This is a genomic window from Bradyrhizobium cenepequi (assembly GCF_020329485.1).
GTDB classification, from domain to species: Bacteria; Pseudomonadota; Alphaproteobacteria; order Rhizobiales; family Xanthobacteraceae; genus Bradyrhizobium; species Bradyrhizobium cenepequi.
Genome location: NZ_JAGKJI010000074.1, coordinates 1 through 24,468, shown reverse-complemented (window position 1 = coordinate 24,468; position 24,468 = coordinate 1). Strand labels below are relative to the sequence as shown.

Annotated in this window: 22 protein-coding genes; 10 read left to right on the top strand and 12 right to left on the bottom strand. The window is 62.8% G+C overall.

Annotated features, from left to right (window positions below):
• Nucleotides 1-378: 378 nt before the first annotated feature.
• The gene (locus J6497_RS37610) at nucleotides 379-1,293 is read right to left on the bottom strand and encodes a DMT family transporter (protein WP_225709231.1); all 915 of its coding nucleotides are present in this window, start codon (nucleotides 1,291-1,293) and stop codon (nucleotides 379-381) included.
• A 193-nt stretch (nucleotides 1,294-1,486) separates the two neighbouring features.
• On the opposite strand from J6497_RS37610, the gene J6497_RS37605 reads away from it, so the two are divergent.
• The 3 genes from J6497_RS37605 (at nucleotide 1,487) to J6497_RS37595 (ending at nucleotide 4,086) form a co-directional block, all read left to right on the top strand.
• Nucleotides 1,487-1,966, top strand: a complete 480-nt coding sequence (locus J6497_RS37605) for a MaoC family dehydratase (protein ID WP_225709229.1) — start codon at nucleotides 1,487-1,489, stop codon at nucleotides 1,964-1,966.
• A gap of 159 nt (nucleotides 1,967-2,125) precedes the next feature.
• Entirely contained in the window at nucleotides 2,126-3,307 is a 1,182-nt protein-coding gene (locus J6497_RS37600; RefSeq protein WP_225709228.1) for a DUF3182 family protein, read from the top strand.
• Nucleotides 3,304-4,086 carry an alpha/beta hydrolase family protein gene (locus tag J6497_RS37595; protein ID WP_225709227.1) on the top strand — a complete coding sequence of 261 codons (783 nt, stop codon included), beginning with the start codon at nucleotides 3,304-3,306 and terminating at the stop codon, nucleotides 4,084-4,086. Before J6497_RS37600 ends, J6497_RS37595 begins: the two co-directional genes overlap by 4 nt.
• 13 nt (nucleotides 4,087-4,099) lie before the next feature.
• Here J6497_RS37595 and J6497_RS37590 read toward each other — a convergent pair whose 3' ends face one another.
• Nucleotides 4,100-4,639, bottom strand: coding sequence for a methylated-DNA--[protein]-cysteine S-methyltransferase (locus tag J6497_RS37590; RefSeq protein ID WP_225709226.1), 540 nt, complete (start codon nucleotides 4,637-4,639; stop codon nucleotides 4,100-4,102).
• Nucleotides 4,640-4,900: 261 nt separating this feature from the next.
• Here J6497_RS37590 and J6497_RS37585 point away from each other — a divergent pair, with 261 nt between their 5' ends.
• Complete coding sequence (locus J6497_RS37585; protein WP_225709225.1) at nucleotides 4,901-6,127, top strand: ABC transporter substrate-binding protein; 1,227 nt, start codon at nucleotides 4,901-4,903, stop codon at nucleotides 6,125-6,127.
• 176 nt (nucleotides 6,128-6,303) lie between these two features.
• On the opposite strand, the gene J6497_RS37580 is transcribed toward J6497_RS37585, so the two are convergent.
• Entirely contained in the window at nucleotides 6,304-6,729 is a 426-nt protein-coding gene (locus tag J6497_RS37580; protein WP_225709224.1) for a DUF1330 domain-containing protein, read from the bottom strand.
• A 158-nt stretch (nucleotides 6,730-6,887) separates the two neighbouring features.
• On the opposite strand from J6497_RS37580, the gene J6497_RS37575 reads away from it, so the two are divergent.
• Nucleotides 6,888-9,107, top strand: coding sequence for a transglycosylase domain-containing protein (locus tag J6497_RS37575; protein WP_225709223.1), 2,220 nt, complete (start codon nucleotides 6,888-6,890; stop codon nucleotides 9,105-9,107).
• A 190-nt stretch (nucleotides 9,108-9,297) separates the two neighbouring features.
• Here J6497_RS37575 and J6497_RS37570 read toward each other — a convergent pair whose 3' ends face one another.
• The 4 genes from J6497_RS37570 to J6497_RS37555 all read right to left on the bottom strand — a co-directional run bounded on the left by J6497_RS37570 (nucleotide 9,298) and on the right by J6497_RS37555 (nucleotide 13,405).
• Nucleotides 9,298-10,137 (bottom strand): M48 family metallopeptidase, encoded by an 840-nt coding sequence (locus J6497_RS37570; RefSeq protein ID WP_225709222.1) that lies wholly within the window; start codon nucleotides 10,135-10,137, stop codon nucleotides 9,298-9,300.
• Between the two features lie 197 nt (nucleotides 10,138-10,334).
• Nucleotides 10,335-11,663 (bottom strand): polyhydroxyalkanoate depolymerase, encoded by a 1,329-nt coding sequence (locus J6497_RS37565; RefSeq protein ID WP_225709221.1) that lies wholly within the window; start codon nucleotides 11,661-11,663, stop codon nucleotides 10,335-10,337.
• Nucleotides 11,664-11,789: 126 nt separating this feature from the next.
• Entirely contained in the window at nucleotides 11,790-12,608 is an 819-nt protein-coding gene (locus tag J6497_RS37560; RefSeq protein ID WP_225709220.1) for an ABC transporter permease, read from the bottom strand.
• Nucleotides 12,605-13,405: an ABC transporter ATP-binding protein gene (locus J6497_RS37555; RefSeq protein ID WP_225709219.1), complete on the bottom strand. Its 801-nt coding sequence runs from the start codon at nucleotides 13,403-13,405 to the stop codon at nucleotides 12,605-12,607. Before J6497_RS37555 ends, J6497_RS37560 begins: the two co-directional genes overlap by 4 nt.
• Nucleotides 13,406-13,532: 127 nt before the next feature.
• Here J6497_RS37555 and J6497_RS37550 point away from each other — a divergent pair, with 127 nt between their 5' ends.
• A complete protein-coding gene (locus tag J6497_RS37550; protein WP_225709218.1) occupies nucleotides 13,533-14,855 on the top strand; it encodes an ActS/PrrB/RegB family redox-sensitive histidine kinase in 1,323 nt (440 codons plus the stop codon).
• A gap of 143 nt (nucleotides 14,856-14,998) precedes the next feature.
• The gene (locus J6497_RS37545) at nucleotides 14,999-15,553 is read left to right on the top strand and encodes an ActR/PrrA/RegA family redox response regulator transcription factor (RefSeq protein ID WP_225709217.1); all 555 of its coding nucleotides are present in this window, start codon (nucleotides 14,999-15,001) and stop codon (nucleotides 15,551-15,553) included.
• A 117-nt stretch (nucleotides 15,554-15,670) separates the two neighbouring features.
• Here J6497_RS37545 and J6497_RS37540 read toward each other — a convergent pair whose 3' ends face one another.
• The 3 genes from J6497_RS37540 to J6497_RS37530 form a co-directional block, all read right to left on the bottom strand.
• Nucleotides 15,671-16,156, bottom strand: a complete 486-nt coding sequence (locus tag J6497_RS37540; protein WP_225709216.1) for an MmcB family DNA repair protein — start codon at nucleotides 16,154-16,156, stop codon at nucleotides 15,671-15,673.
• A 257-nt stretch (nucleotides 16,157-16,413) separates the two neighbouring features.
• Nucleotides 16,414-18,015 carry an alpha-amylase family glycosyl hydrolase gene (locus J6497_RS37535; RefSeq protein ID WP_225709230.1) on the bottom strand — a complete coding sequence of 534 codons (1,602 nt, stop codon included), beginning with the start codon at nucleotides 18,013-18,015 and terminating at the stop codon, nucleotides 16,414-16,416.
• A 291-nt stretch (nucleotides 18,016-18,306) separates the two neighbouring features.
• Entirely contained in the window at nucleotides 18,307-19,149 is an 843-nt protein-coding gene (locus tag J6497_RS37530; RefSeq protein WP_225709215.1) for an RMD1 family protein, read from the bottom strand.
• A 115-nt stretch (nucleotides 19,150-19,264) separates the two neighbouring features.
• Between J6497_RS37530 and J6497_RS37525 the strand changes: the two genes are divergently transcribed.
• A complete protein-coding gene (locus J6497_RS37525; protein WP_225709214.1) occupies nucleotides 19,265-19,933 on the top strand; it encodes an MBL fold metallo-hydrolase in 669 nt (222 codons plus the stop codon).
• 37 nt (nucleotides 19,934-19,970) lie between these two features.
• Here J6497_RS37525 and J6497_RS37520 read toward each other — a convergent pair whose 3' ends face one another.
• Both J6497_RS37520 and J6497_RS37515 read right to left on the bottom strand, forming a co-directional pair.
• Nucleotides 19,971-21,131 carry an extracellular catalytic domain type 1 short-chain-length polyhydroxyalkanoate depolymerase gene (locus J6497_RS37520; RefSeq protein WP_225709213.1) on the bottom strand — a complete coding sequence of 387 codons (1,161 nt, stop codon included), beginning with the start codon at nucleotides 21,129-21,131 and terminating at the stop codon, nucleotides 19,971-19,973.
• Nucleotides 21,132-21,271: 140 nt separating this feature from the next.
• On the bottom strand, nucleotides 21,272-22,675 hold the full coding sequence (locus tag J6497_RS37515) for an MFS transporter (protein ID WP_225709212.1): 1,404 nt from the start codon (nucleotides 22,673-22,675) through the stop codon (nucleotides 21,272-21,274).
• A gap of 233 nt (nucleotides 22,676-22,908) precedes the next feature.
• Here J6497_RS37515 and J6497_RS37510 point away from each other — a divergent pair, with 233 nt between their 5' ends.
• Together J6497_RS37510 and J6497_RS41770 are read left to right on the top strand one after the other, a co-directional pair.
• Nucleotides 22,909-24,147 carry an LLM class flavin-dependent oxidoreductase gene (locus J6497_RS37510; protein WP_225709211.1) on the top strand — a complete coding sequence of 413 codons (1,239 nt, stop codon included), beginning with the start codon at nucleotides 22,909-22,911 and terminating at the stop codon, nucleotides 24,145-24,147.
• 87 nt (nucleotides 24,148-24,234) lie between these two features.
• On the top strand, nucleotides 24,235-24,468 hold a 234-nt coding region (locus J6497_RS41770; RefSeq protein ID WP_312010413.1), incomplete at its 3' end, for a transposase.

Genomic DNA, 24,468 nt, shown 5'->3' with positions numbered 1-24,468 from the left:
AGCTGCCGTCGAGCGCCACGTCCAGCTTCCGTTTGCCGGTATCGATCCCGGCGCAGATTGTGATAGGCTTGGCCATCTTCGTCGACCCTCCCTTGTGATGCGAACCTGAAGTTCGTTCAACCATTCGGGTCCCGATGAAGCGCCGACCGCGATCTTGCTACAAGGCAGCCTCAAGGCTTCGGTGGGCAGCGATCCGATCGATCGGCAGCCCAGCTCGGGCGGCCACCCGGGCTGGGCCATTCCTCACGGAACGATCTCACTCTACTCCAACGCGCTAATACAAGGGTGGGCAAAGCGCCGCGTGCCCACCGCCACGGGCCGAGTGCGGATGGTGGGCACGCTTCGCTTTGCCCACCCTTCATCGCAGCCTCCCTGGAGCTACACCGGCGGGCTCACCACGGGCTCTTCCCGCCCCAGCTTCTGTTCGCGCAGGAAGATATAGAGCCCGGCGGCGATGATGATCGCGGCACCGACGATCGTGGCCCAGGACGGCACGTCGCCGAACACGACGAAGCCGAAGATCACCGCCCAGACGATCATCGAATATTGGTAGGGCACCACGACGCTCGCCGGCGCCAGCTTCAGCGAGCGATTGACGCACAACAGCGCGGCGACCGAGGTGAGGCCGGCGACGAAGAAAATCGCGAGGCTGCCGGCATCCGGCGTCACCCAGCCGAATGGCGACAGCACGGCGCCGAGCAGGAACGTGCCGCCGAACTGCGACGAAGCCAGCACGATATCGGGCGTTGCGCGCAGTGAGCGCGTGATCAGCATCAGGACTGCAAACGACAGGCTGCCGCCGAGCGCGATCACCGCCGGCCAGCTCACGGTTTGCGCGGACGGCCTGAGTGCGATCAGCACGCCGCAGAAGCCGACCAGGATCGCGCTCCAACGCCGCCAGCCGATCTCCTCGCCCAGCACCAGGCCCGACAGCGCGGTGACGAAGATCGGGCCGGCGAGATAATAGGTGATGACGTCGGCGAGCGGCAGGTAGACGGTCGCAAGGAAGAAGGCGGCGACCTCGAGCGTCGACAGCGTCACCCGCAGCAATTGCAGCCAGGGACGCTCGAGATGGAAGAACTCCGCGCGCTGCTTCCAGATGATCGGCAACAGCACGACCAGCGCCGCACAGGCGCGCAGCCACAATAGCTGTCCGACCGAATAGGTCGCGACAAGGAATTTCCCCATCGCATCGCCGAAAGAGAACATGAAGATCGACAGCAGCATCAGAGCGATGCCGGTAAGCCGGGCGGAGCGATCATCGTGGGCTGAGAGTTTTGCGAACAGGCTCATCAGGCGGGCGATGTTTCTTGCTGGCAGCATGGCCGGACGCCAACGCTCGGCCATTCTCGTCATGGCAGATCCGTTTTTAAAGACATAGTTGTCAGGGACAAGCCTGCACCTGACGAATTGCACGGATTGTCGCAGCGCTCCTGCTGCGCTAGCGGTGGAGTGAACAAGATTACGATCAGAGGAAACCCCGGATATGACCGACTTCGACCCCGCCCGGCACCGCACGGTGCAAGCACAGCGCTGGTTCGAAGATTTCGCCTTGGGCGAGCGCTTCGTGATCCCGAGCCGGACCCAGACGGAGGCCGTGTTCGCGGCGTTCCAGACCGCCAGCGGCGATACCCATCCGATCCACTATGATGTCGAATACTGCCGCGCCCGCGGCATGCCGGATCTGCTCGCGCACGGCTTTCAGACCCTGATCCACACCGCGCCCGGCGCCGGACTGTTCCCCTTCATCGTCGAGGAATCCATGATCGGCTTTCTCGAACAGTCGAGCCGCTTCTTGAAGCCGGTCTATGCCGGCGACACCATCTATCCCGCGCTCGAAGTGACCGAGCTGGTGCCCGGCCGCACCACCGGCGTCGTGGCGCTGCGCTCCACCGTGTTCAACCAGCGCCGCGAACTGGTGCTCGAAGGCATGCAGAAGTTTCTGATCCGTCGCCGGCCCGGCTAACGCCCTTCGAACCGGAGAAGTCGCAAGCGCCTGCTTTGATTTGAAGCGGCGATAGATGCCGCTGTGCTTACCTGCCATCTCCCAGCCCGTCATTGAAATGTCGCGGAACGCGCCCGTCTCGATGGCGTTCCCTGACTGCGGGGCGAGCCGCGGCGCAACTTGAAAGACTTGGAGAGAGAACTGGCGAGAGGGACTGGTGAAAGAGAGGCTTGGGGAGCTTGTATGACAAACGAATCTTCCGGCAAGCGGACAGTTGTCGTTCATACGCCACCCGGCACGCGCTTTTGCGCGACGCACGAAAGGATTGCTCACATCAGGATCGCCAAGAGGATTGCCGCCCTCAAGGGCGGCAGCTTCGGCGGGCAGTTCGATCCCGCCTCTCGCCATCCTGATCGGCCGTACTTCTTGCCAACGGACACGATCGTCGGAATTGATCTTGCGCGCGAACTCGGCATTGTCGCAGAGGATGATCTGTTTGGCGGTGTTGTCCCCTACGGATTCATCGGTACCAAAGCCATAACCCATGGCTTGATCTCAGACAGTGCTTTGTCACCTGCGAACTGGTCGTCCGAGTTCGCGACGGAGGTCTATGACATTGTCCCTCGAGGCTATACGGCCTTCTGCATCGAAGATGCGCAGGCCGCGATGCACTGTTTGCTTCGGGAAGGGCCGGTCCGCATCAAGCCCGTGAAGGCGACCGGAGGTCGCGGCCAATCGATCATACGCAGGGCCTCTGAATTCGAAGCGGTTCTGGAAAAGCTCGATCAGGCGCAGCTCTCGCAATTCGGGCTCGTTCTCGAAGAGGATCTGGCAGCGCCGCTCACCTATAGCGTCGGGCAGATTCGGCTCGAAGGGCAGGTCGCGAGCTACTATGGCGTGCAGAATCTCGTACGCGACAATTTCGGGCAGACCGCTTACGGAGGCTCCGACCTTTCGGTCGTGCGTGGCGACTTCGACGATCTCGTGAGCGTGAGTGATCCGCCGGGCGAAGTACGGCATGCGATCGCGCAGGCCCAGCGCTACGACGCTGCGGCCAGGCGGCATTTTCCGGAAATCATCGCTTCGCGAAGGAATTACGATATCATTTGCGGAACGTCGGCGACGGGACGCCGTTGTTCCGGTGTGCTTGAACAGTCGTGGCGGATTGGTGGCGCAACGCCGGGTGAGATCACTGCGCTTGAAGCCTTTGCTGCCGATCCTGATTTGAAGATTGTCGAAGTGTCGGCGGTTGAGGCGTACGGAACCTGCCCGCCGAAGCCAACGAACGCGATTATCTACTTTGAAGGTGTCGACCAGCAGGTCGGGCCAATCACCAAATACGCGCATCTACGTAACGCATGAACCCTGAGCAAACGGCAATTGAAGTCAAGGTCGAGGATCAGCGTCTGGCAGGCACGTTGCTAACTCCAGCGAGTTCATTTCCCGGCATCCTGTTTGTCCACGGCTGGGGCGGAAGCCAGGAAACCGATCTGGTTCGCGCCCGCGAAATTGCTGCGCTGGGGTGCGTTTGCCTGACATTCGACCTGCGCGGCCACGCGGGAACAAAATCTCAATTCGAAAGCGTCACCCGCGAGCAGAACCTCAATGACCTGATCGCAGCCTACGACGCGCTGGTGCAACACCCCGCGGTCGATCGTTCGGCAATCGCGATCGTGGGAAGCAGCTACGGCGCGTATCTGGCCGCCCTTCTGACCTCGGAAAGGGCCGTACGGTGGTTGGCGTTTCGCGTCCCGGCGCTTTACAGGGATGACGAATGGAATGTCGCGAAGCGGCAGCTCGACCGGCAGGTGCTTGCGGCGTACCGCCGAAGCTTTGTGTCTCCGCGGGACAATCGGGTTTTGCGGGCTTGCACCCAGTTCCGCGGCGACGTGCTGATCATCGAGTCCGAGCATGATGACCTGATTCCGCACGAAACCATTCTCAGCTACCGGTTCTCGTTCAGCGCGGCTCACTCACTTACCTACCGCGTCATCAGCGGGGCAGATCACGCGCTTTCCCAGCCGGAACACCAGCACGCCTACACCTCGCTATTGATGAATTGGACCACGGAAATGGTGCTTGGATCGCGCGGAGCCGGCCAATCGCGGGCACAAGCCTCACCGCCTCACGTCATCAGCTAGGGCATATCGGCAATTAAAGAATCTTCGCGCCTTCATGCGCGAGCAGCCAACGCTTGCGTTCGAGCCCGCCGCCATATTTGACCAGCGCGCCGTTGGCGCCGATCAGGCGATGGCAGGGCAGCACGACGCTGATCGGATTCGAGCTGTTGGCGTGGCCGACCGCGCGCTGGGCGTTGGGCGCACCGAGCTTTGCCGCCATCGCACCATAGCTCATCGTGGTGCCCACGGGGATTCCGGCGAGCGCGGTCCAGACCTTCTTTTGGAACGGCGTGCCAGCGACGCGCCACTGGATGCTGCCGAGGCGATCGAGATCACCCCTGAAATATTCAGACAGCGCGGCGCGGATTTCCTTCGGCGAACACGTCTGTTTCAATACCACTACGCCGTAGTGCAGGCGCAGCAGCGCGTTCATGCGAGCCTCGTAATCCTCCCAATCCAGCGCGCGCAACATGCCGGCATCATCGGTGACCAGCAAAGCCACCCCGATCGGCGTTTCCAGCCGATCCAGGCCGAACGTTGTGGCCGGCTTCGTCAGCTTGTCGCGAACAGGCATCTTTCGTTCCTGACATCGATGAGCGCGCGCATCTTCCATCCGCCGAGCGTTGGCGTCCACCCGGTTTCCGGGGATGGCGTCGGCTGCGTTCGCGCGGCACCCCTACTTTGGTCGACTGAAATCGCTGGGCTTTTCGGCACGACTCCACCTTGCATTGCAACAAGGGTTCCTCCACTATCGCCGCCAGCGATGGCATCCACCGGGCCTTGAACTCGGCGCAGAAGATCATCGGCACAATCACAACACATGAGGAAGCTGCGAATGAGGAACGGGTTTTTGCATCTGGTCACAGGGACGGCGCTGGCATTCGCGCTGTCGGTTTCAGCGGCCAATGCCCAGAAGAAATACGACCCCGGCGCAAGCGACACCGAGATCAAGGTCGGCCAAACCGTGCCGTTCTCCGGACCTGCGTCGGCCTATGCCTCGATCGGCAAGACCCAGGCGGCCTACATCAAGATGATCAACGACCAGGGCGGAGTGAACGGGCGCAAGATCAGCCTGATCCAGTATGACGACGCCTATTCGCCGCCGAAGGCAGTCGAGCAGGTGCGTAAGCTGGTCGAAAGCGACGAGGTGCTTTTGACCTTCCAGATCATTGGCACGCCGTCCAATGCCGCGGTCCAGAAATATCTCAACTCGAAGAAAGTGCCGCAGCTGTTCGCCGCGACCGGCGCCTCGAAGTTCACCGATCCCAAGAACTTCCCATGGACGATGGGCTTCAACCCGAACTATTTCGTCGAGGGCCGCGTCTACGGCCAATACATTCTGAAGAACCATCCGAAGGCCAAGATCGGCATCCTCTATCAGAACGATGATCTCGGCAAAGACTACCTGAACGGCATCAAGGCCGGCCTCGGCGACAAGGCGGCCAGCATGGTGGTGGCGGAAGCCTCCTACGAGGTGTCCGATCCGACCGTGGATTCCCAGATCCTCAAGATCAAGGACGCCGGCGCCGACCTGTTCTTCAGCGCCTCGACGCCGAAACAGGCGGCACAGGCGATCAAGAAGATCGCCGAGCTCGGCTGGAAGCCGGTGCAGATCGTCGACATCAACGCGACTTCGGTCGGCGCGGTGATGAAGCCCGCGGGCCTCGAGGCGGCCAAGGGTGTGATCAGCGTCAACTACGGCAAGGATCCGCTCGATCCGACCTGGAAGGACGATGCCGGCATGAAGAAGTATTTCGAGTTCATGGCCAAGTACTATCCCGAAGGCGACAAGGACTCGAACTTCAACACCTACGGCTACTCGACCGCGCAGCTCCTGATCCACGTGCTGAAGCAGTGCGGCGATAACCTGACGCGCGAGAACGTCATGAAGCAGGCCTCCAGCCTGAAGAACGTGCAGCTCGACCTGTCGCTGCCCGGCATCGTCAACAGTACGTCGCCGACCGACTACCGCGTCAACAAGCAGCTCCAGATGATGCGCTTCAACGGCGAGCGCTGGGAGCTGTTCGGCCCGATCCTCGAGGACGCCGGCCCGGCGGGCTAGTGACGAGCCTCGCAAGGCAAGCGATCGGCGGCCTCGGGGCCGCCGATTCGTTTTGATGCCGTGCCGTCCGACCGTCATTGCCGGGCTTGACCCGGCAATCCATCGCAAAAGAAGAGTTCATTTCTTGATGGATGCGCGGGTCAAGCCCGCGCATGACGAGCGGAGCGTAAACACACCTACTTCGGAATCTCCCCAAACGTCTTCCCGACCGGCAGCACCGCGTGGCGGATCAGCCGCGAATCCTCGACCGCGGCCTGGCGGTGCTTCACCGCCTCGCGATAGACGGGATCGCGGATCATCTCGACGAAGGCGGCGACGCTTGGGTATTCGGCGATGAAGCAGTGGTCCCAGCACTCGTCCTGCGGGCCGATCAGCATCAATTCGAAACGGCCTTGCCAGACGATGCGGCCACCGAGCCGCTCGAACACTGGCCCGCTCTCACGGCCATAGGCAGCATAGGCTTCTGCACCCGTGGCCTTGCGGCCGTCGGGATACGCTGCCTCAGCGCGCAGGCGGACCAGGTTGAGCATGTGGATCGGCCCCGGCCGATCATTCTCCCTGAACTGCGCGAACACTTCCTTGGTCGGATCGATATGGCCCATTTGGCTCTCCCTTCTTTGTTTGACGCGTTTTCTGCGCCTGGTTCCCCATTCCTTACCACGCCCTGCCTCACCTCCTAATCCCGCGTTAAGCTTTGTGTAACCGAGCCTTAAACCGGGAACGCTAGCGTGCGCGGAGCGTGGTGTGAGCAGCGTTTTGGATGGCCTTCGGAAAGAAAAAGAGCGGCGGGCGCAAGGAGCCGCTATTTGGGCTTCCGGCCGCGCTCGCCGATTTGCGGCTCTCGCCGGCCGATCGCATCCCCAATCCCCAGGACAGACCAAAGAAATCCGCCAAGCGCAGCAGCGGTGATGCCGGTGCGGAACCGCCGCGCGAGCGCAAGCCTGCCGCGAGTAGCGGAAAACGGCGGAAATCACGCCGCGGCTTTTCGATCGGCCGCCTCTTCTACTGGGGCGTCGTGCTCGGACTGTGGGCTGCGATTGCTGTCGTCGGCGTCGTGGTCTGGGTCGGCGCGCACCTGCCCCCGATCCAATCGCTCGAAATCCCCAAGCGCCCGCCGACGATCCAGATCGTAGGCATGGGCGGCAGCGTACTGGCGCAGCGCGGCGAAATGGCCGGCGCCAATGTCGCGCTGAAGGACCTGCCGCCATACCTGCCGAAAGCCTTCATCGCCATCGAGGACCGCCGCTTCTACTCGCATTACGGCATCGATCCGATCGGCATTGTTCGCGCGGCCGTGACCAACCTCCTGCATCGCGGCGTGTCGCAGGGCGGCTCGACGCTGACGCAGCAGCTCGCCAAGAACCTGTTCCTCACGCAGGAGCGCACCTTGCAACGCAAGCTGCAGGAGGCCGAGCTCGCGCTGTGGCTGGAGCGCAAGCACTCCAAGAACGAGATTTTGGAGCTTTATCTCAACCGCGTCTATTTCGGCTCCGGCGCCTATGGCGTGGAGGCGGCAGCGCAACGCTATTTCGGCAAGTCTGCGAAGAACGTGACGTTGGCCGAAGCCGCAATGCTTGCGGGCCTGGTGAAATCGCCATCCCGGCTGGCGCCGAACCGCAATCCTGAAGGCGCCGAGCAGCGCGCGCAGATCGTGCTGTCAGCGATGGCGGACGCCAAGCTCATCACCGAGGCCCAGGCGAAGGCCTCAATCGGCCATCCCTCCTACAACGTGAAGCCGGCGGGTGCCGGCACCGTGAATTATGTCGCTGACTGGATCGGTGAAGTGCTCGACGACCTTGTCGGTCAGATCGACCAGAACATCGTGGTTGAGACCACGATCGATCCGAAGCTGCAGAACGTGGCCGAAGCGGCCATCATCGACGAGCTCGCCGCCAAGAGCGTGAAGTTCAACGTCACCCAGGGCGCGCTGGTGGCAATGACGCCCGACGGCGCGGTGCGCGCCATGGTGGGCGGACGGAACTATGCCGAGAGCCAGTTCAACCGCGCGGTGACCGCCAAGCGCCAGCCCGGCTCGGCCTTCAAGCCGTTCGTCTATCTCACCGCGGTCGAGGCCGGCCTGACGCCGGAGACGATCCGCACCGACGCCCCGCTCGATATCAAGGGCTGGAAGCCGGAGAACTACACCCACGAATATTTCGGCTCGGTGACGCTGACGCAGGCGCTCGCGATGTCGCTGAACACGGTCGCGGTTCGGCTCGGGCTCGAGGTCGGGCCGAAGAACGTGGTGCGGACCGCGCACCGGCTCGGCATCTCCTCCAAGCTCGACGCCAATCCCTCGATCGCGCTCGGCACCTCCGAGGTCTCGGTGATCGAACTGGTCGGCGCCTATGCGCCGTTCGCCAATGGCGGCATGGCCGTCTCGCCGCATGTGGTGACGAAGATCCGCACCGATAAGGGCAAGCTGCTCTATGTCCGGCCGGCGGATCAGCTCGCCCGGGTGATCGAGCCGCGTTATGTCGCGATGATGAACGCGATGATGATGGAGACGCTGATCTCCGGCACCGCGCGCAAGGCCGAAATCCCCGGCTGGACCGCCGCCGGCAAGACCGGCACCAGCCAGGATTTCCGCGACGCCTGGTTCATCGGCTACACCGCCAGTCTCGTCACCGGCGTCTGGCTCGGCAATGACGACAATTCGCCGACCAAGAAGGCGACCGGCGGCGGCCTGCCGGTGGAAGTGTGGACCCGCTTCATGCGATCGGCGCATCAGGGCGTGCCGGTCGCGAGCCTGCCGAATTCGCAAGTCGGCTGGGCGCTATCGAATCTGGTGCAAGCTTCGTCGCAGGTGAGCCCGCCATCGCCACAGTCACTCGCACCGCCCGCACCCGTTCCATCCGGCGGTCAATACCGGCCGCCGCCGACGCGCGCCTCCACGCAACCCAATCCCAATGCACGTCCGGAAGCGGCGGCAGGATTGGATGGCTGGCTGGTGGATCGCCTGTTCGGCGGAAATCGGTAGCTCCGATGGCGCAGCCACCATCATTCGCCGTCATGCCCCGCCACCGGGTCTCGCCTTCGGCGAGCCCGATGACAGGCTCAGGCGGGGCATCCAGTACGCGGCGACCTCGTAGAATAAGCACCAACGTCAATGGGATACTGGATCGTCCGCCTTCGCGAACGATGACAGCGAAGAAAACGCGATAGTTGAGCTAATCCTCGATCCCGTAACGGTGCAGGTCGTTGCCGTGTGTATCGAGCCAGGTCTTGGCGCGATCGACCGATGAGCAGATCCGGCCGACGGTCTTCCAGAACCGCAGCGAGTGGTTCATCTCGACGAGATGCGAGACCTCATGCGCAGCGAGATAGTCGAGGACGTAGGGCGGCGCGAGGATGAGACGCCAGGAGAACGATAGCGATCCGTGCGAGGTGCAGGAACCCCACCGGCTCGATTGATCGCGGATCGAGACACGGCGCACGCGCACGCCGAGTTCCGCAGCATAGGCGAGCGAGGCTTTGTGCAAATCCTTGCGCGCCTCGCGCTTGAGGAAGTCATGCACGCGACGGTCCATGTGCTCCAGCTCGCCGGCCACGCACAAGATTCGTTCGCCACTGTCACGGATCTCGGTCCACACCGTGCCGCGCTCGCCAGCGCGATGCACGAGCCGATGCGGCACGCCGCGCAGCGGCACCACTGTGCCGGGTTGGAACGGCGCCGCCTTCGGCAGGCGGCCGAGACGCGCGGCGATCCAGCCACCATGAAGCTGCGCGAAGTCGCGCGCATCAGCGATCGTACCACGTGGCGGCATCGTGAGGATCGCTTCGCGGTCGGTCGGATGAATGCGGAGCGTGTAACGGCGCGCGCGCCTATGCCGCCGCAGTCTGATCGCGAAATATTGGGAGCCGTGCTTGATGAGAAGAGTCGAGGGTTCGGTAGGCCGCCGATAAAGGAGCGCGCGAGTAGCCATTTCTGAGAGTCCGGGGAGGAGGAGTTCGCCCGGATTCTGCCATATCCGCCGCCAGGGAAATCGCTCGGCGCAAAAACAAATCATTTGCCCAACATACAGAGGTTGGCCGCGATTTGACCTCTACATACGGGGGTCGGAACCCAAAAAATTTGGGCCGAGCCGGTCCGAATTCGCCGCTCAAGGAACGAGTTCAAACTCATTCCTTGAGCGATCGGCGAATCCGGATTCTTTTAATCAATTCAGCGGCTTATGAACCCACTGAAATTGGCCTAGACGCAACGCTATTCAGCGGCTGCGACTAGGGAAAGTCGTGTATTGGCCGCCGAGACCATGAAATCGGAGATGCGCGGCACGATTTCTGCGCGGAAACGCGAACCATTGAACACACCGTAATGGCCGACGCCCTTCTGCACGTAGTGCACGCGGCGATGATCGGGAATCGACGTGCACAAACCATGCGTCGCTTCGGTCTGGCCAAGGCCGGAGATGTCGTCCTTCTCGCCTTCCACCGTCATCAACGCAACGCGTCGGATCTTGGAGGGATCGACCGGCTCGCCACGATGAGTCATCTCGCCGTTCGGCAGCGCATGCTTGACGAAGACGAGGTCGACGGTCTGCAGATAATACTCGGCGGTCAGGTCCATCACCGCGAGATATTCGTCATAGAATTCGCGGTGCTTGTCGACGAGATCGCCGTCGCCCTTCACCAGATTGGCGAATAGCGCCTTGTGCGCGTCCATGTGGCGGTCGAGATTCATGCTGATGAATCCGTTGAGCTGCAGGAATCCCGGATAGACGTCGCGCATCATGCCAGGATGCGGGAACGGCACCTTGGTGATGACATTCTGGCGGAACCAATCGATGCCGCGTTCGGCAGCGAGGTTGTTCACCGCAGTCGGATTGCGGCGGGTGTCGATCGGACCGCCCATCAGCGTCATCGACAGCGGCACGAACGGATCGCGCCGCGCTTCCATGAGGGAAACCGCGACCACCACGGGCACCGAGGGTTGGCAGACCGCGACGACATGCATGTTGCCGCCAAGCACATGCAGCATCTCGACGAGGTAATCGACATAGTCATCGAGATCGAAGCGGCCTTCGGACAGCGGCACCATGCGCGCATCGGCCCAATCGGTGATGTAGACCTCATGGGTCGGCAGGAAGGCCTCGACCGTGCCACGTAGCAGCGTCGCATAATGCCCGGACATCGGCGCCACGATCAGCACGCGCGGCTGCGGCGCGCGCAGCGGCCGGGTGAGCTTGCGATCGAAATAGAGCAGCCGGCAGAACGGCTTTTCCCAGATCGAGTGGACCTCCACTGCCGTACGCACGCCATTGACCTCGGTCTCGTCGAGGCCCCATTCCGGCTTGCCGTAGCGGCGGGTGGTGCGCTCAAACAGTTCGCAGGCCGCAGCGACGGATTTGCCGACTTTGGTATGCGTCCACGGATTGAGCGGATTCTGAAACAGGATCTTGGTGGCGTCGGTCACCGCGCGCACCGGGTTCAGCGACGCATGCCCCATCTCGTACATCCAGTACAGTGGCGTCGTGAGCGCCGGACTGCCTTCGGCCGCCAGCGGCGGGGCGCCGCCAAATTCACCAATTGGCATTTGCTTCAAAATCCTCGTTTGCGACGCAACATACTGTCGAATGCGTAATAATGCGTCAATGCACCTGTCACTACATCTACGGCCGAAAAAGCCCTAAACAACCGAGAATCCACGGGAAAGTGAAGGTTATTCGCCGCCGCCGAGCAGCGAACCATTGCGTTTGGCGCTACGCAAAAGGGCAAGAAATATCGAAAATGACGCAACAAGCAGCACCGCGTTGATGACGAGGGCGTGGACCATGAGGTCGACGCGGAAGACGTGGTCGATCAAAAGCGACCGCATGCCCTCGAAAACATAGGTCGGCGGCAGCATCCAGGCGACGATCTGCAACCAGTGCGGCAATACGCTGACGGGATAATAGATGCAGGCCAGCGGCATCAGCGCGAACATCAGCGTCCAGACGATACTCTCTGCGCCGAGCCCGTTCCGCAGCACCAGGCCGGAGGCGAAAATGCCGACCGACCAGCTCGTGAAGATCAGGTTGCAGAAGAAGGCGATCAGCGGCAGGCCGATGGCATAGAAGTTGAAGCCGAAGAAGAAGAACGCGAGCAGCGTCATCGGAATGACCCCGATCGCGAGCCGAATCACGCTCATGATCATCAGCGAGATCAGGAACTCGATCGGCTTCAGCGGGCTCATCATCAGGTTGCCGAGGTTGCGCGCCCACATCTCTTCCAAAAAAGAGATCGAAAAGCCGAGCTGACCGCGGAACAGGATGTCCCACAGGATGACGGCGCCGATCAGGGTGCCACCGGCTTGCGCGAAGAAGCCCGAGGTCTGCGAGATATAGTTCTGCAGGAACCCCCAGGTGATGATCTGCAGTGCCGGCCAGTAGACCAGTTCCAACAATCGCGGCCACGACGACAGCAACAGATACCAGTAGCGCAGCACCATCGCGTTGATGCGGTTGAGCGACAGCCCGTGATGAACGGCGATCTCGCTCATGTCGCACTCTCCCGGGTGCGGCCGCGGGCGACATCCAGGAACACCTCTTCGAGCGTGTCGCGGTTGTAGCGGGCCATGATGCGGTCGGGACTATCGTCATCCTCGATCTTGCCGCGCTTCATGATGATGACGCGGTCGCACAGCCGCTCCACCTCCAGCATGTTGTGCGAGGCGAGCAGGATCGTCGCATTATGGCTCTTGCGGTAGTTCTCCAGATGCTGCCGGACCCAATCGGCGGTATCGGGATCGAGTGAAGCAGTCGGCTCGTCCAGGAGCAGGAGTTCTGGCTCGTTGATCAGCGCCTTGGCGAGCGCCACGCGCGTCTTCTGGCCGGCGGAGAGCTTGCCGTTGGCGCGGTCGATGAAGTCGCGCAGATCAAGGTCGGCCACGAGCCGATCGATCCGGTCTGCAAGATTTCGCACGGCATAGAGCCGGCCGAAGATCGTGAGGTTCTGGCGCACAGTGAGTCGCATCGGCATGTCGACATAGGGGCTCTCGAAATTCATCCGCCCGAGCACCTCGGCGCTCTCTTCGGGCATCGGAAAGCCCAGCACATGGATGCGGCCGGAGGTCGGCAGCACCAAGCCCATGATCATGGCGATCGTCGTGGTCTTGCCGGCGCCATTGCCGCCGAGCAGCCCGGTGATGCTGCCGCGCGCGATCCGAAACGAGACATCGTCGACTGCACGGGTGGCCTTGTACACCTTCACCAGATGCGCGACATCGATCGCGGCCGAAGCTGCGGGATCGGAAGCGGACGCTGGCGACTTGCGCGGAATTGTGTCTTCGATGTTCATGCAGTCCGCTTCATTGAGGCATCATGTCCCCGAGCGCAAGGAGGTCGTCCTGCCCGGCCATGACGGAGCCACAACAGCCAGATCACGCGCGTTTGTGATCGGGGTGTCATGTAGCTAGAGTAGCGCCATGACCGACGTAGTCGCCTCCGATTTCCGCCAACCGCGCCGCCATGTCCGTCTGGATACGATTCTGCGGTTGCGTTGGCTGGCCGCGCTTGGTCAGCTCGCTGCGATCTTCATCGTGGCCCAGGGCCTTGAATTCGACGTTCCCGTCATCCCCTGCATCGCCATCATCGCGCTGTCGGCGCTGCTCAATCTCGCCTTGCAGATCGCCTTCAACCCGATGCAGCGGCTCGAGCCGATCTATGCCGCGGCACTGCTCGCACTCAACATTGTCGAGCTCGCCGCCTTGCTGTTCCTGACCGGCGGCCTGCAGAATCCGTTCTCGTTCCTGTTCCTGGCTCCAGTCCTGATTTCCGCCACCGCGCTGCCGGTCCGGCTGACGATCGCGCTCGGTTGTCTCGCGGTCGCCTGCGCGTCCGCGCTGGTGTTCTTTCATTTGCCGCTGCCCTGGGACACCGATGATCCATTGGTGCTGCCGCCGATCTATCTGTTCGGCGTCTGGCTCTCGATCCTGCTCGCGATCGGCGTCACCAGCCTCTACGCGTTCCAGGTCACCGAGGACACGCGAAAGCTCACCGACGCGCTGGCGGCGACCGAACTGGTGTTGGCGCGCGAGCAGCATCTCACCCAGCTCGACGGTCTCGCGGCCGCGGCCGCACACGAGCTTGGCACGCCGCTTTCGACCATCTTCCTGATCTCGCGCGAGCTGGAAGGTACGGTGAAGGACGGCCAGATCGCCTCTGACCTGAAGACGCTGCGCGAGCAGGCGCAGCGCTGCCGCGACATCTTGAGCAAAATCACCCAGCTCTCCTCCACCGGAGCGCCGTTCGACCGCATGAAACTGTCGACGCTGATCGAGGAGGCTGTTGCACCGCATCGGGATTTCGGCGTTGCAATCAAGGTGCGGCTAGCTGTCGCAGCCGCCACGGAACCGGTCGGCGCCCGCAACCCGGCGATCCTCTATGGCGTCGGCAACATCCTGGAAAATGCGGTGGATTTCGCCAACCAGACCGTTGAGGTGAATGCGTGGTGGAACGTCGACACCGTCGAAATCGTCATTTCCGATGACGGTCCCGGCATCGCTCCTGATATGCTGAACCGGATCGGCGAACCTTATTTGTCGCGGCGCCGCAGCGACGATGAGGCGCAAAACGGCCGCACAGGGCTTGGGCTTGGCGTTTTCATCGCGCGGACGCTGCTGGAGCGTACCGGCGCGAAGGTCACTTTCACCAACCGGGTATTTCCCGATCACGGCGCCGTGGTGCAGATCGTATGGCCGCGCAGCGTGTTCGAGTCGAGCGAAGCTGCGGGCGAAATGGCAGGCTGAGCACAATTCGACAATTTGACGCATAACCATTCGATCTTGAACGAGGCCTAGCCGGGCCTTCCCGACCGGCCTTCCTCGATGGCCTTGGCATCGCCGCAGTCACGCGCCATATGTTGAAGATTGGACACAGGGATAGCAAAACCGTGAACGCCATCGCCGAACTGAACGATCAAGCTGACCGCTCATTGCTCATCGTCGAGGACGACAAGCCGTTTCTGGAGCGCCTGTCGCGCGCCATGGAGACCCGCGGCTTCACCGTGACATCGTGCGACACCGTGTCCGATGGCCTCGCGCAGATTGGCAAGGCCGCGCCCGCCTTCGCGGTGGTCGATCTCCGGCTCGGTGACGGCAACGGCCTCGAGGTTGTTTCCGCGCTGAAGCGCAAGCGTCCCGATGCACGCGCGATCGTGCTCACCGGCTATGGCAACATCGCCACCGCCGTGACCGCAGTGAAGATGGGCGCGATCGATTATCTCTCGAAGCCCGCGGACGCCGACGACGTCGTCGCAGCCCTGCTCGCCAGCGGCACCGAGAAATCCGAACCGCCGGCCAACCCGATGTCGGCGGACCGCGTGCGCTGGGAGCACATCCAGCGGATCTACGAGATGTGCAACCGCAACGTCTCGGAAACCGCACGCCGCCTCAACATGCACCGCAGGACGCTGCAGCGAATTCTGGCCAAGCGCGCGCCGCGGTGATTCTCCGAATTCGCAGCTGACTTGTAGGGTGGGCAAAGCGCAGCGTGCCCACCTTCTCTTGCACCGATCGTGAGTGGTGGGCACGCTGCGCTTTGCCCATCCTACGGCATCACCACATCAAAACTCCGCGTGTCCTTGCGGGTCGAGCAGGCGATTGAACCGCTGCGCGGCAGCCATCGCAAAGCGCACCGTCATCAGCTTGCGGGTCGGCGCCGGCAGGCGATGCTCCGGCGCCTCGCAATGCAGATGCGCACCATAGGCGTCGGCGATGATCAGGCCGGTATCCGCGGGAAAGATCTCGCAGGGCAGATCCTGCGTGAAGGCAAAGAACAGACGGTCGCAATGGAGGCGGTAGTCCTGCCACTTTTGATCGGCGCGTAGATCCTCCACCGATGACTTGATCTCAACGATCCAGATCTCGCCGCGCTCGTTCAGCGCCACCAGATCGGCACGCCGCCCCGACGGCAGCGACAGTTCGCTGATGCAGGAGAAGCCAAGCGAGCGCAACAGCCGCGCCGTCCCGCGCGCGATCGCAAGCGCCGTCTCCGATTGGCGACGGTCCGGCGGCCGGACAAGGGCGATGTGGCGGGCGGACGATTCCATCGGAACAGCGTAGCCGATTTTGCAGAGTTTATCGACATCGCTTCCGCTCGCTCCGTCCCGCCTCTCCCCTTGTGGGAGAGGCCGGAGCGCATGCAGCGAAGCGGAATGCGATCCGGATGAGGGGTCTCCCGGTCTCTCGAGGGACTTGCGCTCGCGGAGGCAAACCCCTCACCCGGAATTCAAGCTGCGCTTTAATTCCGACCTCTCCCACAAGGGGAGAGATGGGAGTTCGCCGCGCTAGCGACGTTCAAATCGAACTAGCGCGGCGGAGCGATGATGACGCCTTCATCGCCGCGCAGCTCGAGCACGCCTTCGATCGTCTCGCCCTTGCGGTCGAGGAAGGTCGACAGCAGGATCTCGCTGCCGAAGGCGATCGCGCTCGAGGTGACGGCGGCCGGATCGGCTCCTAAGTTCAGCGCCACGATCAGCGCGCCCTCCTCGCCACGCCGACGATAGAGCAGGATGTCGCCTTGCGCGGCGATCCGTTCATAGCTGCCGGTCACGAGCTGGGGCCATTCGCGCCGGAGCGCAATCAGCGCCTTGTACAAATTGAGGATCGACGTCTTGTCGGCCTTGAGGCTGGCGACGTTTTCGTGCAGCGCATCGTGGGCGAGCGGCAGCCAGGGCTTTGCGGTCGAGAAACCGGCATTAGGCTCCGCATCCCATTGCATCGGCGTGCGGCAGCCGTCACGACCAACGCCGAGGCCCGGCACGTTCCTCTCGAAGGGATCGCGCACTTCATTGGGCGCAATCGGAACCTGGCGCATGCCGATCTCATCGCCGTAGTAGAGCGTGGGCGTGCCGCGTAGCGTCAGCAGCAGCATGGCGGCAACTCGCGCCTGCTCAGGTCCGACCCGGCTCGCGATCCGTGGCCGGTCGTGATTGCCAAGCACCCAGTTCGGCCATGCGCCCGGCGGCAGCGCCTTCTCATAATCCTCGATGATGCGCTCGATCGAGCGCGCGCTCCACAAGGTCGACACCAGCGCGAAGTTGAATGGCATCTGCGTGCCGGCAAGATCGTTGCCGTAGTAGGCAACGAGTCGATGCAGCGGCAAGTAGATCTCGCCGATCAACACGCGGGCCTCGAATTCGTCGGTGACGCGCCGCATCTCGGCGATCACCTCGTGCACCTCCACTTGGTCGGTGGAATATTGCGTCAGGAATTTCTCATGCGGCGGCCGGCCCTCGTGATAATGCGGGTTGGGCGGGTTGTCGCGAAACTTGGCGTCCTTGATCAGATGCCAGATGACGTCGACGCGAAAACCGTCGGCGCCCTTGCCGAGCCAAAACCGCATCACGTCATAGATCGCCTGGCGGACTTCCGGGTTGCGCCAGTTCAGGTCCGGCTGCTGGGCCAGGAAGGCGTGGTAGTAATATTGCCCGCTCTCGCTGTCATATTCCCAGGCGCTGCCGCCGAATTCGGATAACCAGTTGTTCGGCGGACCGCCGCCCGGCTTCGGATCGCGCCAGATGTACCAATTGCGCTTGGCATTATCGCGCGAGCTTCTCGATTCGACGAACCAGGGGTGCCGATCCGAGGTGTGGTTCGGCACCAGATCGAGGATCAGCTTGAGCCCCGCGTCGTGGGCTGCCGCGACCAGCGTGTCGAAATCCTCCATCGTGCCGAACAGCGGATCGACGCCGGTATAGTCGGAAATATCGTAGCCGAAATCGGCCATCGGCGATGGATAGACCGGCGACAGCCAGACCGCGTCGATGCCAAGTTCTCTGAGATAGGGCAGCCGCTGCAAAATCCCCTTGAGATCGCCGACCCCGTCGCCATTGGAATCCTGAAACGAGCGCGGATACACCTGATAGAAGATGCCGCTCCGCCACCAATCTTCGTCAATGCCGCCCATATCGCCCATGTGGCCACGTGACCCTTCAATTCAGGCTTGAACGTGGCAACGTGCTAACGCGTGACGGGTTTGCGTGAAAATTTCGATGCGCCGCGCATCAATGATTCGTATCGAAGCAAGCCGCGAGCTCCGCTTCACCTCTCCCCGCCTGCGGGGAGAGGTCGGATCGCATCGTAGATGCGATCCGGGTGAGGGGGAGCCTCCGCGAGGGCAACTATCGCCGTGATCGCGGAGAGAGCCCCTCACCCCAACCTCTCCCCGTAAGAACGGGGAGAGGGAAAGACTGAGCGCTCAGACGTGGCGGCCGGTCGCGAGCTGGTAGATGGTGATCAACACCTCGAACAGGATCAGGAAGACAATGATCAGCTCGAGCCGCAGCGAGCGGCGGGTGTCGATGATATCGGTCAGGACCTGCGCGGTCTCGGCGATGACCGTGAGCTTGCGGTTGAGTGATTCGGCGCGCTCCTTCAGTTCATATTCGTCCTCGAGCCTGGCATAGAGCCGCTCGAGCTGCGGCTTGTCCCAGAGGATGTCGGGCTTCTCGGACACTTCGACCGGTCCTGAGACCCGATGACGGACCGACAACGCATTGCCGATGTGCTTCAGGATCGCGCGGCGGCCGCGATGGATCTGCCCGCTCTTGGCGAGCTCGCGCGCGAACGGCTCGGTGGTGTCGAACACGGCGGCGACTTCGCGTTCGTGCCGGGCCAGCACGACGCTCTTCGCCAGCGCCTCACCGACGAGGATCAACCGCTCCGGCGACAAGCTCTGCAGATGGATCGGGCCGCCCGGCGGGATCTGATCGTCCTTCTCGGACGCGAGCTCGATGGTGGCGCTCTCCTCTTCGCGCCGCGCGAACGACCCAACCAGGCGCGACTGCAGCCCGCGCAGGAACTCATCCTCCTCCAGCGCATTCAGCCCGATCAGAACCACGACGCCATAACGGAACAAGATGGCGACGCCGTTCTCATTGACGCGGAACGCCAATGGCGTCGTTGCCAGCACATCGCTGCGCTCGAGCCCCGACGTGTTCAGGCGCTCGGCCACAAAAAAGGCGCGAGCCGTGATCCGGGTCCCGCCGAGCGGCGATCTGGAGGCCTGACTCGCCGATGGTTCCGTTACGGTGGATGCCATTTCGGTGACGCACCACTAAATGAAGAACTGTGCGATCCTATCACAGTCCGGCCCGCGGCAGCACGGCGTTCCCAGGACGTGTTGACGCGATTTTCGGAAGGCATATGGTGCCGCGATGGATGACAAGACCGAGACAAAGCCGAAGGCCGGCGCGATCATCGTGCCGGTAACGCTGTTCGAGCAAAACTGTACCATTCTCTGGCACGAGCCGACCAAGAAGGGGGTCGTGATCGATCCCGGCGGCGACGTCCCGAAGATCCAAGAGGCGATCAAACAGACCGGCGTTAGCGTCGAGAAGATCTGGATCACGCATGGTCATATCGACCATGTCGGCGGCGCGGCCGAATTGCGCGACGCGCTCAAGGTGCCGATCGAGGGTCCGCATGTCGCCGACAAATATCTGCTCGACAATGTCGTCAGCAGCGGCGCGCGCTTCGGCATGACCGGCGTGCGCGATTTTGCGCCGGACCGTTGGCTCGAGGAAGGCGATCAGGTCACGATCGGAAAACTCACCTTCGAGATCCTGCATTGCCCCGGCCATTCGCCTGGCAGCGTCGTGTTCTTCAACAAGGAATTGCGCTTTGCCCATGTCGGCGACGTCCTGTTCAACGGCTCGGTCGGCCGCACCGACCTGCCCGGCGGCAGCCACGAAACGCTGATCAGGTCGATCAAGGAGAAGCTGCTGCCGCTCGGCGACGATGTCGGCTTCATCTGCGGCCATGGCGCCGGCTCCAGCATCGGTCAGGAGCGGATGACCAACCCGTTCATCACCGGCGAGCTGTAGGCTGCGCCGCAGCTTGTGGCCGCGGCGCTCACCGAGGCTACTTCATCAAGCCGGCGGCCGTCAGCGCACGCGTGATCGCGTCGCCGATCTCAACCGCGCGGCGGCGGAGCGTGCGCGGTGCTGCCGCCGGACGAGGCTGCGTCGCCCGCGCTCGCGACGTCGGCTTGACGGCTTCGTTCGCGACCGGCTTTGCGGCGGGCTTGCTCGCCCGTTCAGTGAGGCCGAAGAATTTCGCGATGTGATAGGACGACGAAATACCGGCATCGATCAGGAACGCGCCGGCTTCGCCATAACGCTCGTCGTTGGCGGCCACGCCAAGCGGCGTGCCGTGCGCCATGCCGGTAATGGTGTAGGATTCGATCACCGTCTCGCCATCTTCCTTCCACCAGACTTCGCGCGGATAGCCGTCGACTGTGGTCGTCGCCATCGGCGCCTCGGGGAAACCATGGACGTCAAGCCATTGCTTCACGATCGCGTCCGCATTTGCGGGATTGACAGTGCGGTCGGCGCTGCCGTGCCACACCGACACTCTCGGCCATGTACCCCTGTGCTTCGAGGCGTGACGCACGAGATCGCCTAACTCGTGCGCCGGCCGCGATCCCGACTGCATCATGCCGCCGAGCGCCTCGCGCAGATTGGTGGCGATCCCGAATGGCAGGCCCGCAATGATCGCGCCAGCGGCGAACACCTCCGGATAGGTCGCAAGCATCACCGAGGTCATTGCGCCGCCGGCGGAAAGCCCGGTGATAAAGATACGGCGCGGATCGAGCTCTTGGTCGGCGACCATGCGCGCGATCATCTGACGGATCGAACCAGCTTCGCCGTTGCCTCGTTCGATGTCTTGCGGATTGAACCAATTGAAGCAGGTGTTGGCGTTGTTCGCGAGCTGTTGTTCTGGCAACAGGAGTGCAAAGCCATAATGACGGGCAAGCGTCGACCAGCCCGCACCGAGGTCGTAGCCAGCCGCGTTCTGGCCGCAACCATGCAGCACGACGACGAGCGCCGCACCGCGCGGCAGCCCTTCCGGCACGAACGAGTGCATTTTCAGTGCGCCCGGATTCGAGCCAAAATCGGCGGTCTCGACCAGCGGACTATCGACCGCGGGTGCAAGCCTTCGCCCGTAGACGGCGGCAAGCCCATTGAATCCATTCAGCCGGGGCAGATGGCTTAGGAACTCGATGTTCTTGGCGAGTGACAACAGCAACTCCTGAGGTGATTTCGACCAGCGTCGGCTTCATCACATAGTTGCTGCAGCGCAAAATAAAAAGTCCGTATACTGTCATTCCCCCGAAATCGTGAGCTCATCGGTAAATTCGTGATGCCGAGATTAATTTGCGATCATGTTGCGCGCCGCATCCATGACAGGAATGCGGCGCAAATGATGATCGACAGCCCAAACAATGCGCATGCCGCATGGAGCGCCAACCGCGCTGAGCCTGCTGCTTCGATCGCGAAAAATACAGCGCCAATTGCGGCCACGCCGGCCGCATTGCCGATCTGCGTTGTCGTGCCATACATGCCGGAGCCCGCGCCCGCACTCGCAGGCTTCACCGTCGAGAGCACCGCGCTCGAAAGCGGCGCCATCACCAATCCCTGCCCGTAGCCGAAGATCATCAGCACCGACGCAAGCAACAGCGCGAAAGGCGCCTCAATCAATGAGGCCATCGCACCGATCGCCGCAAGGCCTATGATCTGCAGCGCGCAGCCCTCGATCAGCACCAGCGTGCCGCGATGCTTGGCCCGCGCACCGCTATGGCGCGAGGCGACCACGAAGGTCAGCGCCAGCGGCACGAACACCAGCCCGGCCTGAAGCGGCGGAATATGCAGCGCGTTCTGCATGAACATGGTCATGACCAGGTAGAACGAGAGATTGGCGAAGAAGAAAAAGAACACCGCGACCAGTCCGCGCATGAAAGCCGAGTCCGCCAGCAGCGCGAGATCGATCAGCGGCATGCCGCCACGCCGCGCCACCATGCGCTCGAGTCGGACGAACGCCGCGATGATCGCGACGCCGCCCGCCATTACCAGCCATATCCAGGCCGACCAGTGCACATCGTGGCCGAACAACAGCGGACCGATCAGGCACAATAGTCCCGCAAACAGCACCACCGCACCGGGAATATCGAGCCGCGTACCCGCGCGACGCGGCACCGTCGGCATGATCCTGAGTGCCGCGGCAATGATAGCGATGCCGAAGGGCACGTTGACGAAGAACACCGCGCGCCAGCCGAGACCGGCAAGATCAAGCGTCACCAGCACGCCGCCGAGCAGGAAGCCGGCGGCGCCCGCCAAACCCAGCACGATGCCGTAAATACCAAACGCACGGGCGCGCGCGGAATCCGCAAACAACAGATGTAGCGTCGCCAGCACCTGCGGCACCATCAGCGCGGCGGTCGCGCCCTGCGCCAGTCGCGCGATGATCAATTCGGGTCCGGATTGCGCAAGCCCGCACCACAGCGAGGCCAGGCTGAAACCCGCGACGCCGGCGACGAACACATTCCTGGTGCCGTAGATATCGCCGAGCCGGCCGCCAGTGACGACCAGCGTCGCATAGCCGATCAGGTAGATCGCGAGGACCGCCTCGATCTGCGCCGCACTCGCATGCAATTCCACTGCCATGGTCGGGATCGCGACATTGACGATGAAAGCATCCACCCCGAACATGAATTGCGCGGCGACCACCGTCGCCAATACCCACCAGCGCCGCGAGGAATCCACTGGCGTCGTCACGATCTGATGCATGGCGGGCTGTTCCGTTCAAAATCTGTTGTGCCCGCAAGCTACAGATTCGGCTCATTCCCGCGATTACCTCCGAGGTAAGTCTGTAGCCCTGGTGAAATTCCGAGCGGCGGCATGCCGCGCCTCCTGCGCAACAACCATGCAGGTCCCGCGGGCCCGAAGGATTGCGCCGGACCTGCCCTGCCCGTAGGTTGGCGCGACGCTCACGACAACGATAATCCTGGAGAGAACACCCAATGGCGCGCCTGAAATTCGGAGCCTTCCTCGCCCCGCATCACCCGATCGGCGAGCATCCGATGCTGCAATTCCGCCGTGACCTCGATTTCGTCCAGCAGCTCGACGAGCTCGGCTATGACGAGTTCTGGTGCGGCGAGCATCACTCCTCGGGCTGGGAGATGATCGCCTCGCCGGAGATGTTTCTGGCCGCCGCCGGCGAGCGCACCAAGCGGATCAAGCTCGGCACCGGCGTGATCTCACTGCCCTATCACCATCCCTTCAACGTCGCCCAGCGCATGGTGCAGCTCGACCACATGACCGGCGGCCGCGCCATCTTCGGCTCCGGCCCTGGCGCGCTGGCCTCGGACGCTCACACGCTCGGCATCGACCCGATGACCCAGCGCGACCGCCAGGACGAGGCAATCGCGATCATCCGCCGCCTGTTCAACGGCGAGCGCGTCACCGCAAAGAGCGACTGGTTCGTGATGAATGATGCCGCGCTGCAGATCCTGCCCTTGCAGGAGGACATGCCGTTCGTGGTGGCCTCGCAGATCTCTCCCTCGGGCATGACGCTCGCTGGCAAATACGGCATCGGCATCATCTCGCTCGGCTCGATGTCGACCCAGGGCCTGATGGCGCTGCCGCAGCAATGGCAATTCGCCGAGGACGCCGCCAAGAAGGCGGGCACCACCGTGAGCCGGTCGAACTGGCGCGTGCTGCTCTCCTGGCACATCGCCGAGACCCGCGAGCAGGCGCGGCGCGAGGCCGGCGCCGGGCTGATGCGCTGGCACAACGAATATAATGTCGGCACCCTGATGCGGCCCGGGCTGACCGCGTTCTCCTCGCCCGACGAAGCCGTCGACAAGACCGCTTTCGTGGAGGGCGCCGCTTCCACCATCGGCACGCCCGACGATCTCGTGAAGATGATCAAGAATCTGGTGCAGGTTTCCGGCGGCGTCGGCACCATCGTTGGCTTCGTCCATGACTGGGCCAATCCGGAAAACACCAGGCGAAGCTGGGACATGGTTGCGCGCTACGTGATCCCTGAAATCAACGGCTATATCGACGGGCTGCGCAAGTCGCAGAAATTCGTGATCGAGAACCGCGCGATCTTCGAACGCGCCGGCCAGGCCGTGATGGCCAAGATCATGGAGAACGACAAAGCCGCCGCCGCGCTCGCGCATACCGGCCCCGGCCGCGTCGCGATCCCTGCCGTCAACGCGCCTGATTTGCAGGAAGCCGCGAAACGCAAGGCGTGAGGGGTGTTTCACCTCTCCCGCTTACGAGAGCTTTGCATAATGGGCGAATCTGCGATTCTCTAAGAGAGGATCGGAGAGGGGGCTGGAGTGACATATCGGCGGGTTGGACAACCGAGCTTCGCAGATGCGCTGGTATCGCGGCGGGGAAAAGGCAATCCAGCGTTGAAGCGGATCGGCGAGCTGGTCGATTGGGCGGCTGTGGAGCTTGTGCTGCGCGGCCTTCCGGAACCGGAGCGTGGCGCGCCGCCCTACCCGCGGCTGGTGATGTTCAAGGCGCTGCTGCTGCAGCAATGGTATGGACTGTCCGATCCGGAGCTTGAA